At 57.5% G+C, this 13,187-nt stretch carries 16 protein-coding genes; 6 read left to right on the top strand and 10 right to left on the bottom strand.

What is annotated here, in order from left to right; all coding sequences use genetic code 11:
• Positions 1-12: 12 nt before the first annotated feature.
• Positions 13-549 (bottom strand): Crp/Fnr family transcriptional regulator, encoded by a 537-nt coding sequence (locus Q0792_RS07795; protein WP_298838436.1) that lies wholly within the window; start codon positions 547-549, stop codon positions 13-15.
• 78 nt (positions 550-627) lie between these two features.
• Here Q0792_RS07795 and Q0792_RS07790 point away from each other — a divergent pair, with 78 nt between their 5' ends.
• Positions 628-1,209, top strand: a complete 582-nt coding sequence (locus tag Q0792_RS07790) for a hypothetical protein (protein WP_298838433.1) — start codon at positions 628-630, stop codon at positions 1,207-1,209.
• 413 nt (positions 1,210-1,622) lie between these two features.
• Here Q0792_RS07790 and Q0792_RS07785 read toward each other — a convergent pair whose 3' ends face one another.
• From Q0792_RS07785 to Q0792_RS07775, 3 genes are all read right to left on the bottom strand, one after another.
• Entirely contained in the window at positions 1,623-1,976 is a 354-nt protein-coding gene (locus Q0792_RS07785) for a hypothetical protein (RefSeq protein ID WP_298838430.1), read from the bottom strand.
• A 207-nt stretch (positions 1,977-2,183) separates the two neighbouring features.
• On the bottom strand, positions 2,184-2,834 hold the full coding sequence (locus Q0792_RS07780; RefSeq protein ID WP_298838427.1) for an NAD(P)H-dependent oxidoreductase: 651 nt from the start codon (positions 2,832-2,834) through the stop codon (positions 2,184-2,186).
• A 14-nt stretch (positions 2,835-2,848) separates the two neighbouring features.
• Positions 2,849-3,379 (bottom strand): Rrf2 family transcriptional regulator, encoded by a 531-nt coding sequence (locus Q0792_RS07775; protein WP_298838424.1) that lies wholly within the window; start codon positions 3,377-3,379, stop codon positions 2,849-2,851.
• 464 nt (positions 3,380-3,843) lie between these two features.
• Here Q0792_RS07775 and Q0792_RS07770 point away from each other — a divergent pair, with 464 nt between their 5' ends.
• Positions 3,844-4,626: a LysE family translocator gene (locus Q0792_RS07770; RefSeq protein ID WP_298838422.1), complete on the top strand. Its 783-nt coding sequence runs from the start codon at positions 3,844-3,846 to the stop codon at positions 4,624-4,626.
• Between the two features lie 213 nt (positions 4,627-4,839).
• Here the strand turns inward: Q0792_RS07770 and Q0792_RS07765 are convergent, their stop codons facing one another.
• Positions 4,840-5,388, bottom strand: a complete 549-nt coding sequence (locus tag Q0792_RS07765; protein WP_298838419.1) for a phosphoribosyl-AMP cyclohydrolase — start codon at positions 5,386-5,388, stop codon at positions 4,840-4,842.
• Between the two features lie 127 nt (positions 5,389-5,515).
• Here Q0792_RS07765 and Q0792_RS07760 point away from each other — a divergent pair, with 127 nt between their 5' ends.
• Positions 5,516-6,445, top strand: a complete 930-nt coding sequence (locus tag Q0792_RS07760; RefSeq protein ID WP_298838416.1) for a LysR substrate-binding domain-containing protein — start codon at positions 5,516-5,518, stop codon at positions 6,443-6,445.
• A gap of 634 nt (positions 6,446-7,079) precedes the next feature.
• Here the strand turns inward: Q0792_RS07760 and Q0792_RS07755 are convergent.
• From Q0792_RS07755 to Q0792_RS07740, 4 genes are all read right to left on the bottom strand, one after another.
• A complete protein-coding gene (locus tag Q0792_RS07755) occupies positions 7,080-8,321 on the bottom strand; it encodes an NADH:flavin oxidoreductase/NADH oxidase family protein (RefSeq protein ID WP_298838413.1) in 1,242 nt (413 codons plus the stop codon).
• A gap of 1 nt (position 8,322) precedes the next feature.
• A complete protein-coding gene (locus Q0792_RS07750) occupies positions 8,323-8,484 on the bottom strand; it encodes a hypothetical protein (RefSeq protein ID WP_298838410.1) in 162 nt (53 codons plus the stop codon).
• Between the two features lie 223 nt (positions 8,485-8,707).
• Positions 8,708-9,370, bottom strand: a complete 663-nt coding sequence (locus tag Q0792_RS07745; protein ID WP_298838407.1) for a cysteine hydrolase family protein — start codon at positions 9,368-9,370, stop codon at positions 8,708-8,710.
• On the bottom strand, positions 9,363-9,995 hold the full coding sequence (locus Q0792_RS07740) for a cysteine hydrolase family protein (protein ID WP_298838404.1): 633 nt from the start codon (positions 9,993-9,995) through the stop codon (positions 9,363-9,365). Before Q0792_RS07740 ends, Q0792_RS07745 begins: the two co-directional genes overlap by 8 nt.
• Positions 9,996-10,134: 139 nt before the next feature.
• Here Q0792_RS07740 and Q0792_RS07735 point away from each other — a divergent pair, with 139 nt between their 5' ends.
• Entirely contained in the window at positions 10,135-10,641 is a 507-nt protein-coding gene (locus Q0792_RS07735) for a helix-turn-helix domain-containing protein (RefSeq protein ID WP_298838401.1), read from the top strand.
• A gap of 28 nt (positions 10,642-10,669) precedes the next feature.
• On the opposite strand, the gene Q0792_RS07730 is transcribed toward Q0792_RS07735, so the two are convergent.
• Positions 10,670-11,554, bottom strand: a complete 885-nt coding sequence (locus Q0792_RS07730; RefSeq protein WP_298838398.1) for a LysR family transcriptional regulator — start codon at positions 11,552-11,554, stop codon at positions 10,670-10,672.
• A gap of 99 nt (positions 11,555-11,653) precedes the next feature.
• Here Q0792_RS07730 and Q0792_RS07725 point away from each other — a divergent pair, with 99 nt between their 5' ends.
• Positions 11,654-12,358 (top strand): type 1 glutamine amidotransferase domain-containing protein, encoded by a 705-nt coding sequence (locus Q0792_RS07725; protein ID WP_298838394.1) that lies wholly within the window; start codon positions 11,654-11,656, stop codon positions 12,356-12,358.
• A 22-nt stretch (positions 12,359-12,380) separates the two neighbouring features.
• Positions 12,381-13,082 carry an SDR family oxidoreductase gene (locus Q0792_RS07720; protein WP_298838391.1) on the top strand — a complete coding sequence of 234 codons (702 nt, stop codon included), beginning with the start codon at positions 12,381-12,383 and terminating at the stop codon, positions 13,080-13,082.
• The last annotated feature ends 105 nt before the right edge of the window (positions 13,083-13,187 follow it).

The following is a 13,187-nucleotide window of genomic DNA, read 5'->3' as shown; positions in this document are numbered from 1 at the left end:
CGGCGCTGGCAGTTAGTATGGTCCGGCGTTCGCCTTGTGTGAGCGACGTCGGGCAATCTCTCGATAGAAGGCCTCCGGCGAGACCGCCAATTCCTGTGCCACGGTCTGCCATTGCCCCCTGGTGGGTAGGGCTCCATTATGGTCCATCCAGGCGTCCAGGCGTTGCTCGACCGTCTTCATCCCTCTGATTTCTGCAAGAAGGCGCGTCTTCTGGACTGTCAGGGCCAATCGCGCTTGCCAAGCCCACGATAAACGGGGCTCAGCCTCCAATCGTTTGATCAATCGTTTGACTGACAGCCTCCGCACTCGCGCAGATTCTACAATCCTGGCATCGCAATGATAGGCCTCGGCATAGATCGAGGCCTCTGCGAGAACATCACCTGGACGCGCCCGTTGAAAACACATGGCCTGCCCATTGATTTGCAATCTCTCAAGATGAACGGCTCCGTCTTCAATGAGATGAACAAAGCGCACTGCGTCTCCCGAAAGGAACAGATACGTATTCGGATCCTTCTGTTGGACTTCTGCATCCCCGAAGAGTGTATCCAAAAAGCTTTCCACGACATGATATTTATCATGTCGGCTGCGCGCTGCCTATGCTGAACTCCCATAAGACAGGAGTAGATTATGCGCAGATACATCATCTTCGCTCTCGCCATGGGAGCGGTGAGCCATCAGGGTACCGCCGATGAGAGGCACATACCATATGCGGGCTTGGAAAATCGGGAGTTAGCAACGCTTTCGGAAAGTGACATCGCGGAGCTGGAAGCGGGCCGCGGTTGGGGTTTTGCCCTGGCGGCAGAGTTAAATGGACATCCTGGTCCAGCGCACGTTCTGGAACTCACGGAAGACCTGGATTTGTCTGCTAATCAGATCGCCCGCATGGAATTGATTTTCAAGGAGATGCAAGAAGAGGCCGTAGCCCGAGGCGCCGAATTCATCGCGTCAGAACGCGCGCTCAACGCCGCCTTCGTCTTGGGAGGGCTCAGCGCGCGCGAACTTGTGACTTTGGTGAACGCTGCTGGTAATGCCCGCGCTAACCTTCGCTTCGTCCATCTGTCCAGTCATCTACAGACGTTAGATGTTCTGACCATGGAGCAAATCGATCGATACAACTTCCTGCGCGGGTATTCCGATGATCCTTGCGTAAACGTTCCCGAGGGCCACGACGAGGCGATGTGGCGGCGGCACAATGGGTGCGATCACTGAAGCGCCCTAGAGCGGGGCGCGAATACCCTCCAAAACTGCTGGCTTTACGGTTGCGATATGGCGCTGTGGGGGCGCAATGCGAATGTCGGCTGAGCGGGCTGCGGCTCTGCGCCGTCCGCCTCGACAACACCACTGACGAACCCGCAGATTCTGCACTGCCTCGGAGGGCGGCTGTGAGCCCCCATCAGACCTTTTTTATGCTGCACGCGCGAACAAACCCGATTTTTCTGCACAACGCAGTTTCTCGTGTTGCAGCGCAGCGGCGATCCCGGCCATTCGCGCATCGCGCAGCATTTCGTGAAGTGGCAGTCTACTGGCCGCGAGACGGAGTAGGCAGTCCGGGTGCTCTGACGAGCTTCAGCATTAGCTGATAAGCTTCGGCAACCGTGCCAGTGTTTCACAGACGACCGTTTTCAGCGAGCACCGACTGGGTTGCGGTTTCCAAGCTGCCAATCTCGGTAGTCTCGAATATCCAGAACGAGAGAGACCGCAACCGTAGCCATCATCAACCATCCGAAAACCAGCACCTGCTGGTCGACGAGACTGTCATAGTGCCACCAGAATTTTGCAAACATTGGCGTCCAGAAAAGTATGTGTGACAGGCCCAGCAACCGCACCAATCCGCGGCGCAGCATCAGCCAGCTTCCGAACAAAAGGTTTGCTGCCTGACAGATCATTGCTGAAGCAAAGAATGCTGTGTCCAAGAGAAACAAGAGAACAAAGAGTGTCGTTACCAGAAGCCACGCCAGCCATAGCTTCAGCCGCATTGGTAGAGCCCTCATCTGGAGTAGTGCACGTCGGAGGGAATATTTTGGCAATGTGGCCTCCATCAAAACCAGATTTTTTTCATCAGCGTAGCAAGAAACATTTCAAGCCCAGAAGGACGGATATCCATTCGTATGACGATGGTATGCTCACCCCGCGTTGCAAATTTACGCATGCGTACTGTTCGGGTTTGCAAAGAGTAGGGAGGATCAGGGTAAAACGGCGACCTCGACAACCCTTGCCCATTCGCTGGCCTTCACGTCAATCTCAGCTTCCGCTCTGGCGATGGCGGCATCGCGCGCCTCGGACCCCGCAAACTGCATCGGTTGCGCGTCGACGAATTCAGGATCAGGAATACCAAGCAGGCCAAACGTTGTCTTGAGCGCTGGCGTCATCCAGTCAAGCCCATGCATATCTGCACCAGAGCCATAATCGTTGCCGCGGGAGGTAATGAACAAGAGCCGATTACCTGCAAGTTGTCCCTTATAAGTACCGCCATCCGGGACGAAGGTGACGCCGACCCTGACGATATTGTCGATATAAGCTTTGAGTACCGACGGGACGCTGAAATTGTACATCGGAGTGCCGATCACGACCGCATCCATCTTCAGCAGCATGGCGCACAGATTGTTGGATTCCCGGATGGCGTCCCACATCTCGGGCGATTTCTCCGCGTCAGGCGTATACATCGCCGCCGATTGGAGTTCGGAAACGTGGCGGGGAGTAGAAATCGCGAGGTCCAGCCGCTCGACCTGAAGACCGGGAATATCTTGCCGGAGCCGGTCTATGAAGCGCTTCGATAGTTGCCGGGACCGTGAGCCGGCAAAACGGGCGCTCGCGTCGATGTGGAGGAGTCTCATGGCAAAAGGTCCTTTCAGTCAGGCTTGGATTGCCTCGTCCGACGCGATGCAGCGGCATCGGCAAGCCAGGCATTTGTGGTACTCCCGAAGGTGTCAGGTGCTGATGACGCCACTTGGAAAGACAGATCGGAGATCGAAGTCTGGCGTAACTCGGAGCGCAGCTTCTTCTCCGCTTCGAGCATGACGCTATGGATGGCGCACACTCCGGACTTCGCCCAGTTCGGCGCATTGCCGTCAAATAGAACACAGTCCTTTCGGATATTTCGGCACGCGAAGAGCGCTTTTTGGCCCTCCACCGCATCTACCACATCGAGAACGCTTATGGTTTCCGCAGACTTTGCCAGAACGAAGCCTCCTCGCACCCCCTCGCTTGCGGCCACAAGCCCCGCCCTTTGGAGCTTGGTGAAAAGCTTGGCGACGAGTGCTGCCGGCAAACCCTGAAATTCGGCAATACTGCGTGTGCTGTGATGAGTGTCGTCATCCGCACCCGCCAGAAGGACTAACGAGTGCAAGGCGTATTCTGAGGATGCAGCATAAAGGGGCAAATTAACTCCGACTCACTTTGTCGGAGTTATACATTCACTCTCCTCTCCCTGCAAGCCACATTGAAAGAGAACGCACCAAGCGAAGGCTCTGTATCCCAGCTGCGGGAGGCTGAACTGACGTTTCATGGGTCAAACGGCGGCGAAGTCCTGCTCCTCAATGGTTGGTCTCGGCGGCGGCGAAAGGGAAATTTGAATTTCGCCCCTCAGATTGGTATTCAATTACCGCTCTGGCGACGTCGGCCGCAACCCGGCGACAAGCGTGCCTTTCTTGCGAGTAATCGCTGCGTCCGCAAACGACGAAAATCAAAAGTCGGCTTTGTCCTGCTGACCCGCCAATCGGGGTGAAAATCGAATGTCTCTTTTGGGCTGTGTTGCGGCCATCGGAACGCAAGCGGCGAATGGCAGCAAGGTGCCGCACAGCATACACAGCATACATTATCGACCGTACTAGATAGGAGCAGATGGTGGGGCATGGGGTCAACGTCCGCTTGGAGCCCTATTTTGACCGTAGCTGCGTCGTGCATAATGGCGGCTTTTTGAGGAATGACCTTGCCAAGAAAAAGGTGCTCAGCGACGATGCTAAAAGACAGAAAATGGGGGGGGCGGAAATGATATCAATTTATGCGCTTACCTGGCTTGGTGTCTTAGCAGCACAGATTTCGCCCGGGCCAAACCTTGCAGCAGTTGCATCGGTCGGAATGGCACAGGGACGGAAACCCGCGCTCTGTGTAGTGGCTGGAATTTCTTCGGGGATGCTGGTTTGGTCAGCAGCGACGGCTTTAGGACTGGGCACTTTGATAGAGGCGTTTCCGCTGTCACTTCTTTTCCTAAAGTTCTTGGGCGGTGGATACCTGCTATTTCTCGGAATCAAGGCAGCCTGCGCAACATTCAGGGGTGGTGGTAGCGCAAAATTTGCACCTGATACGCGCTCACTCACAAACGGACTCGCGTGGCGTCGAGGCGTTTTGGTTCTGCTCACCAATCCCAAGGCTGCTCTGATGTGGGCAGCGGTCGCGTCTTTCCTGTTTGGTCAAGGATTGAGCGCGTGGCATGTGCTTGCATTCGGACCAATGGGCGCATTGTCGGGCTTGGTCATCTACGGGACGTATGCATGGCTCTTTTCGACTGGTGTCGCCATGCGGGGTTACTCTCGTTTCTCAAGGTGGTTCGAGGGGGTCTTCGCCGCGGCCTTTGGAGCAATGGGAGCAAGCTTGATTTTGGCCGGAGCGCGAGAAGCCAAAAACTAAGCCGCCATTGGCACAGCCGCAGCGAATGCAACCCTTTCCCGCTTAGCTGACATACACGGCCGAAAATAGTAGGAGCGGTCAGTGTGGTCTGACGTCAATATCCGCTGGGGAGTCCACACTGATCGAACTGCTGCCTGGCCGCGTAGGACAGCAATGCCGTGCGAAAAGACCCCAGCAGATGCTGGAGCCTCTTTGGTGCAATGGCTTCGTGCACTAGCCTGCCGCGAACGGTATCGACGAGTGGTGCAGAACAAACTTGATCTCACCATCGTCGAGTTTTTCAATCCCGAAAGTGTACTCGACTTTCACCTCATTGCCGTCGGGCTGCATGAAGAAATAATTACCCATCGCCATTGCGGTGTCTCCGCTGATCACAGTGCCTTCGCTTTCCCACCGTACGTTGGTGTAAGGAGCGATTGCGAAACCGCCATCCTCGGCCAGATCGCCTCCAACGAAATAGGACAGCGCTTCGTCGAACGTACCGCGGAACTGGTCTTCACTGGCAAGTGTCGGTTTGAACAGCACGGGACGTTCGCCATAGGCATAGAACTCCAGAATGTGATCCGTGGCAGCTTGCCGGTAATCGCCGCCGTTTGTGTGGATTTCCCCGATATTGACGATACCCTCGCCCCAGGCACGCTTCACCTCGGTCACTTCAGCAAGCGTAAGGCCCTCGGACATGTCGGTTGTCCCAGCATGCGCGGCGGTCGTGGCACCGGCACATAAGAGAACGGCGGCGGCGATCGTGGATGTTTTTGTCATGAGTATCTCCTGAATGGTTGCTTCTGTTTTGTCCTGCAACTGGAGATGGTGACAGCGTATTCATAATGCCAATTGATAAAAGTATGAGGTTTGATAGCATGAAGGCATCAATCAACGAGGACGAACAATGCGCCCGACATTCCGGCAACTGCAATATTTTGTGGCAGTGGCAGACTACAACGCGTTCGGGACTGCAGCGCAAGCTCTGGCAGTGAGCCAACCCAGCCTGTCCAAGCAGCTTGCCGTTATGGAGAATGAGCTTGGCGCCCCCCTGTTTGAGCGCACTTCGCGCCGTGTGACCCTAACGCCCTTGGGTCGGCTCCTTTTGAACCGGGCGCGGATCATTCTGCAGGAGGTGCGCGAATTTCGGGCGGTCGCGCAGGGCTCTGTCGGATTGTTCGGAGACCGGCTGGCTATTGGGGTGTTGCCGTCCATCGGCGCCTATTTCATGCCGATCGCCAATCGCCGTCTGCATGAAATGTATCCGGACTTGCGTCTGGTTGTGCGAGAAGGCGCGACGGCGCAGTTGCTGGACCTTTTGCGCGCGGGAAAGGTGGATGCGGTGATCGGAACGCCGACCAATGCGCCTGAATTCAGTAGCATTCCCCTGTTTGCTGAGACTCTTTGGATTTGCGCTGCCAGCGATGACCCTTTGTCAAACAGCAAGTTACCGATATCACTGACGGATTTAAAGGGCCGTCCGTTACTGGCGCTTGGTCCCGAGTTCACGCTTGCCGATGTCGTGAAACGTCTCGCGGAAAAAGCCGATGCCTATGTCAGCGAGGATTATGAGGGCGGAAGTCTGGACGCTGTGCGACAGATGGCGGTGATGGGGGCCGGCATCGCCGTGCTGCCTTCTCTTTATGCGCTGGCTGAGGCCGTACGCGATCCGGAGTTTATCGTGCGGCGGATTGATCATCCCTTGGCTGTGCATGAGATCGCGCTGCATTGGCGCCGCGCATCACCTCTGAGAGCAGACTTTGAAAAGCTCGCGGCACGGTTGATAGAAGTAAAACAAGAGATCAGGCAGGCGCGCTCTGAGAAGTTTGAGCGCTAGGACTGCGCTGACAGGTTTGAAAAACTGGTAGTTGCGCTGTCAAGCGTTCCTTTCCAAATGGCGATCCGTGGGCATGACCCGTGTCAAAGCTGCGCGAAACCCGTCAATCGAGCCGGCAGAACCAAGGTCAGTTAAGTCCCCATTCTGGACTTTCGATACACGGACAACGCGCTTCGCACCACTGTGCGTTCCATGGATGACGCTTGCAATGCACCGATTGTTCGGCAAAGGCCACTTTCGCTACTTTATTGTAGGCATGGTCTGGGTCCCAGTCTTATCAGTAACCTACGATGTGCAGAATGCGCTGTCTTCGTTGATGTCCGAAACTATGGTAGGCTATCAGTAAATAGGCGCAATTCTTAGTTTTGCAATTATTGGCCCACATAACAGTAGCGCATACCCAAAGTGGTATGGAAAGTGGTATGAGTTGGCCGTCTCGTGTAAAAACTCGTTTTAAATCATTGGAATACGAAGTTTTAGATGCGGATCCTCGGTCCGCCACTGACTTACCTAACTGAATTCGTAGCTGGCTCTTCACTCGGAATAATCCGGCAGATTGACCATGGCTCCGGTAAAGACCCCTGGCGACGGGCGACACGGCGGCGGGAACTGGCTTTGTCTCGGTTCCCCTGGTTCAGACCCGTCTCTTCCTGAATGCAGCTTTGCCGAGCGCGAATGCGCTGTGCAACACCGTGCGCCATGCCGACATGTTCGGGTCAGGGTTCCGTCCATATCCCATCCTTCGGATCTGCATCTCATAGTATGAAATCGCGATCATGAACATTCTGTCCAGTGCTCGGATGCCGGTGCCTGGCCTGCCGACATCGCAGGAATAATCCGGATCGGTGGCAGCATGTCGCGGCAATTCAGGGTCCAGGGTCAGCGCGCGCGCAATGCCGACGAAATCAGTCGCCCCGGATGCAAGCGCGGCCTCCATACCGGAGACAGACCGAAACCCACCTGTGACCGTCAGGGCAACCGACGTGCGCTTCCGGGCACTGGCCGCGAAGTCGAGGAAGTAGGCCTCGCGCACAACAGACTGCCTGACCCCTGTCATGGCCGGGCTTTCGTAATTTCCACCGGATATTTCAATATGGTCGATGCCCTCGTCAGAAAGCGCCGCAATCAGGTCAGAGGCTTCTTCTCCTTCAAAACCACCTTTCTGGAAATCGGCGCTGTTCATTTTAATGCTGACAGCAAAATCAGTGCCGACCCTTTGGCGGATTGCCCGAAAGACCTCGATCGCGAAGCGACGACGGTTTGCGGTGCTGCCGCCCCATTGATCATCGCGCCGGTTGTGATGTGGAGACAGGAACTGGCTTACCAGGTATCCATGGGCGCCGTGTATCTGCACCCCGTCAAAACCAGCGCTCTGTGCGAGGGCAGCACTTGTGGCAAAGCGCTGGATGATCGCATTGATCCGAGCCTCGTCCAACGCCCTCGGGGGCGCAAAGGTGGTCTCAAACCCGGCTCCCAGCGGTATGGCGCTTGGCGCAACGGGTTCTGAGGTCAGGAATTTCGGGCTTTGTTTTCCCGGGTGATTGAGCTGCATCCAGAACCGGGTTTCCGGATTGGCCGCGTGAACGGCGCGGGTCCATTCGACAAAGCGATCCAGCGGCGTGCCATTTTCAAGCACGACATTGCCGGGCTCTCCCAAAGCCCGGCGGTCAATCATGACATTCCCGGTGACCAGAATGCCCGTACCGCCCGCTGCCCAGCGTTCATAGACACGGGTGTGTGCGGCGGTCGGCAGAAACTCTCCGTGCACCGCAAGGACCTCGCTCATTGCAGATTTGAAAAACCGGTTGGGTGCGTTGATCCCGCCACCTGCATCAAAGGGGCTGAACAGGATCGGCGCGTGTGCATTGCCGGACATCTTACTCTCCCAGGCCATTCACGAAGCCGGGGATGGCATCGTTCATCTGCGTCAGTTCCGGCTCTTCAATCAGGTAGTGACCCGCTTTGTCCAGCATGACCATGCGTGTCAGAGCCACATTGGCTTTCGCAACACGCTCCCGTTTCACGAAAACGGGGGCCATGGGTCTTATGCCGGACGGTTCAGCAAAAAATCAGACGTCGGAGTCTACCGGTCTGATCTCTGCCTGTGCCTTTGCGCGGGCCCCGGAGGCTGAAAGGCTGCCGTTCGCGCAACAGGACCCTTGTTCAGAAGGCACCCACTGGTGCCAGCCTGTCCGCGCAGACCATCCCGGCGCAGGGCTGCATACGGGTCCCGCCTGAATGGCCTGCCAGTCTGCATTGTTTTCACAATTGAGTTTCAGGGCGGTGTTCCGCTGGCCCCGGGTGAGCGGGTTTTCCACCCACCTCGCTGATCCAGTCGGCGAGTGTCGTGACGTGCTGTACCATTCTGGGGATCGTGACGGAGAGTGCTGCATCTCGCCCGGCTTCGGTCTGTGCCCCGCAGCAATCGGAAATGACCGTTGTGTAAAAATCCCGTTCTGTCGCATCGCGCGCGGTGGAATCCACACCGATATCCGCAAAGGTGCCGGCAACAACCAACCGTTCGATACCCGCAGAGGCGAGCATCTCTGCTAGTCCGGTTTCATGAAAGGCGCTCAGATTTGTTGTTGCGGGCAGGTGAATGTCAGCCGCCGTCGGATATAACCCCGCCGGCAATTCCGCCGCGCCTGACACTCCGACCCTGGAGCGCATCATCCTGAGCGCTGGCGACAGATACTGGACGGGAGCAGAAGCATCAAAGACCGACCGAAAAACGGGCATACCGTTGTCGCGGGCGACGGTCACCAGCTGGCCAAGCCGGCTGGTCAGATCTCCGTGCCCTATCAGAAAGGGCGGCTGAACATGAACAAGGATCAGCGCCGTGTGCGCCGCGGAGTGCGGCCGATACCGCCGCAGGCCAGCGTGCAGGATCGCGCGCATTGTCCTGTTCACCACCACATTAATCATGAGTGCTCTTCCCGGCTTCGAGTTCTGCGCGCAGCGCATCGAGGGTGAGCATCGCATGACCAATGAGCGGATAGGTCTGTTCCACGGCTGCCGCGTGATCTGCGGGCGACCAGGCGGCAACGCAATCGGGGACCAGTGTGACATGATACCCAAGGTCAATCGCACTGCGCGCGGTGGACTCTACGCATGTATTCGACAGCAGCCCCATCAGGATCAGATGCGTTGCGCCTTTTTCCTGAAGACGGGCATGCAGGTCGGTGCCGGAAAAACCGCTTGAACAGGCATGTTCGCTGGCCACGATGTCGCCCTCTGCAGGTCGCAGATCCCTGTAAAAGGTTCCGCCAAAGGAGCCCTGGGCAAAGCTGCGAAAGGTCTTCTGCAAAATCTGAGAGGGATGTGGAAAACGCCGGTCCGAAAAACTGCCGCGACGGTAGCGATGATGCGGGGCATAGGCCACCGTCAGCCCGTGGCTGCGTGCCAGAGCCAGACCGCGCCTGAGATTGGAGACCAGTCCTGTGCGCCGTGCGACGGCCCGCACTGCTGGCCATGCCTTGCCAAAGCGCGACACAAAGTCGTTGTAGGGGTCGATCATCAGCAAAACTGTTCGGGCTCTGGGATAGGTCATCCTGCGTCTCGCCTGGAGGTATCAGGTGTGTCGAATATCAAACTTTAATTTATAAAGCCAGATAGATGAGGTAAAAGAGATGTCAGAGTATCGGGACCACCGGACATTTTGCAGCACGCACCATTCAGAAGGGATCAGAATGAACTGGAAAGACGTTGACACTACTAATTGCGGTATCGCGGCCTGTGCCGATCTCTTTGGTGACCGGTGGGCGCTTCTTATTCTGCGCGATGTCTTTGCGGGTGTTACAAGATTTGGCGATCTGCAGCGTCACACCGGGGCATCGACCGCCGTGCTTGCTGACCGGCTGCGCCGCCTGGTTGGCGCAGGCATTCTGCGCGAAACGGCCTATCGCGAAGGGCGCGCGCGGTCCCGCAGTGCGTATCAGCCTACCGAAAAGGGGCTGGGTCTCGTTCCCGTTATCGTCGCACTTGCCGAATATGGTTATGCGTTCCTGATGTCTCCGGAGCAGCGTATTGTCAGCTATCTGGACGCGCGGACCGGAGAGCGGGTCCGCACCGCCCTGGTCCGCGGGGACGGAACCGAAGTAGCGCCCGGCGATCTTGCGTTCGACGTCTCACCCGGCGCGCTTGCACCGGGATATACCGCTCCGACCAGTCGCGGGGCCGGGCGGACAAGAGACTGAACCGCTGTCGCCCGGCGTGAGAGTTGCTTTACCCGCCGAGCGCTTGCAACAGGAGCAGACGCGCATGCGCCACCCGGGGATGGCGCAGGGCGCTCTTGACCCAGACCAGGTAAAACGTGTTTTCCGGCACGCCGACGGGGGCGGGGATTTCGACCAGTTTTTTGCTGTCCAGCGCTGCCTGACACAGATAATCGGGTACCACTGACCATCCCGCGCCTGCGATGATCAGCGAACAGAGCATACGGAGATCGGGTGCCGTTATCTCCGGCAGAATCTGTCCGGCATCGATACGGTTAAGCGCACACCAGTCCCGCAGCAGGGGCATATCAGTGTCATAGGCGGCCGCAGAAGCGCGTTGCAACCCTTCGGCCAGCGAGGCGCCCTGGGCGATTCTGGCTGCAACCTGTGGGCTGGCGACTGCAATCAGCTGTTCTTTGCCGACCTTCTGGCAATCCAGCCGCGGGTCGTCAATGGATGACGCCGTGAAGGCGAGATCGACATTCGAGTCAAAGAGGCTCTGGTAGATCGCGGATTTACCGCCGGGACGCAGATGGATCTGTAATCCTGCGGTCTGCAGCTCGGCGAGATGCGGCGCGATCCGTGCGGCCATCAATTCGGACGGTCCGGCGATATGCACTGCCCCGGACAACTGGCCCGACCGTGCCTTTGCCGCGGCAAGGGCGGCTTCGGCCTTATCCAGCCCGTCGCCTATCTGCGCCGCAAAGGTATGGGCAAAGGCGGTTGGTGTGACGCCGCGCGGTTTGCGGTCGAACAGCGGGCGGCCCAGCTGTGCCTCCAGTGAAGCGATATGCTGTGACACCGCCGGTTGGGTCAGCCCGAGATTGCGTGCAGCATCGCTGAGCGAGCCGCAGCGACAGGCCTCGATAAAGGAGCGGAGCGCGGGAAGTGACATGTCTGATACATAAAAATATTTATGCCAGAGCGCAATTTCTCTTTGATGTGCTGATCGCGGCCATACCCTATTGAACGGCGGAGAAAGAGGAGAACAACCATGCAAAATGCAAAAATTCTGATGATTTCAACCTCCGCCGCCACGATGGACAATGGTGAGCCCACCGGTGTCTGGCTGGAAGAACTGACCACGCCCTATTATGCCTTCTGCGACGCGGGCGCCGAAGTCACACTTGCCTCAATTTTTGGAGGCGCCATTCCTGTAGACCAGCGCAGTGTTGCGCCCGAGGGCGAGAATGACGCTTCGGTGGAGCGCAGCCTGAAAGACGAAGCCCTTCAGGCGCAGATGGCCTCAAGCCCGCGCTTTGACAGCTTTGATGCGGCTGACTTTGACGCAGTCTTTCTGCCCGGCGGCCATGGCACAATGTTCGACTATCCGGAAAGCGCCGCACTGGCCGCACTGATCGAAACGTTCGACCGTGCAGGCAAGGTTGTTGCCGCTGTCTGTCATGGCCCGGCGGGCCTTGTGCGCGCGCGTAAACCCGATGGCACGGCCTTTGTTGGGGGACGCCGCATCGCAGCCTTCACAGACAGTGAGGAATACGCCGTCGGATTGCAGGACGCCGTGCCGTTTCTACTGGAAACGCGCCTCAAAGAGCTGGGTGCAAACCATGAGGCGGCACCCGATTTCGAGCCTTTCGCGCTGCGTGACGGCACGCTGGTAACAGGCCAGAACCCGGCTTCTGCCAGAGCCACAGCAACACTGGTCATGGAAGCCCTTGCCGAGGCGCGACAGACGGCCTGAACTTTCGGAAAGGAAAGCGACAATGTCGAAAATCATCCTGATCACGGGGGCCTCTTCCGGCATCGGTGAAATTTGTGCACGTTATGCGGTGAAGGCAGGCCACAGGGTTGCCCTCGCCGCGCGACGGATCGACAGCCTGTCAAGGCTGGTTGATGAATTCGGATCCGACAATGCTCTGGCCATTGCTTGCGACGTAACTGATGCCGGGCAGGTCGAACAGGCCGTCACGCAAACGGTGGAGCGGTTCGGGCGCATCGACGTGGTCTTTGCCAACGCCGGTCTTGGTGCCTCCGCCCGCGGGACCGAACAGGGCGATCCCGGAAGTTTCCGTCAGATGATCGAGGTGAACTGCCTCGGCGTGACCTACACAGCTAAATACAGCCTGCCGCACCTGAAGGCTTCGCAGGGCCATTTTATCATGGTCGGATCCCTGGCGGCACAGGGCACAGTCTGGGGCTCGGTCTATTCAGCAACCAAATGGTTCATCCGGGGCTATGCTGACAATCTTGGCGCAGAACTGGGCGACGCAGGTGGCCGCGTTACCTGCCTGCATCCCGGTATGACCGATACGCCATTCTTTGACAGCCCCAAACCAGACGCACTGCGGCCCGATGATATCGCCAAAGCATTCATGTATGTCGTGGAGCAACCGGACTACGTGTTGATCCCACATCTGCCGATCTACCCGCGCCCGAAAAAACCGTTCTCGGACCAACATCATTAGGGACGCCCGAAAAGACGATGAAGCGGCGCAACAGTCTGCAGGGTTTCACGGGTGCATAAAGTTCGCCAAACCATTCTGTTTCATAAGACCGGCTGCAAATATCCT

The sequence above is a fragment of the uncultured Roseobacter sp. genome, from assembly GCF_947495025.1.
Classification (GTDB): Bacteria; Pseudomonadota; Alphaproteobacteria; order Rhodobacterales; family Rhodobacteraceae; genus Roseobacter.
The sequence above is the reverse complement of the archived record's forward strand: the minus strand, read 5'-3'. Positions and strand labels throughout refer to the sequence as shown.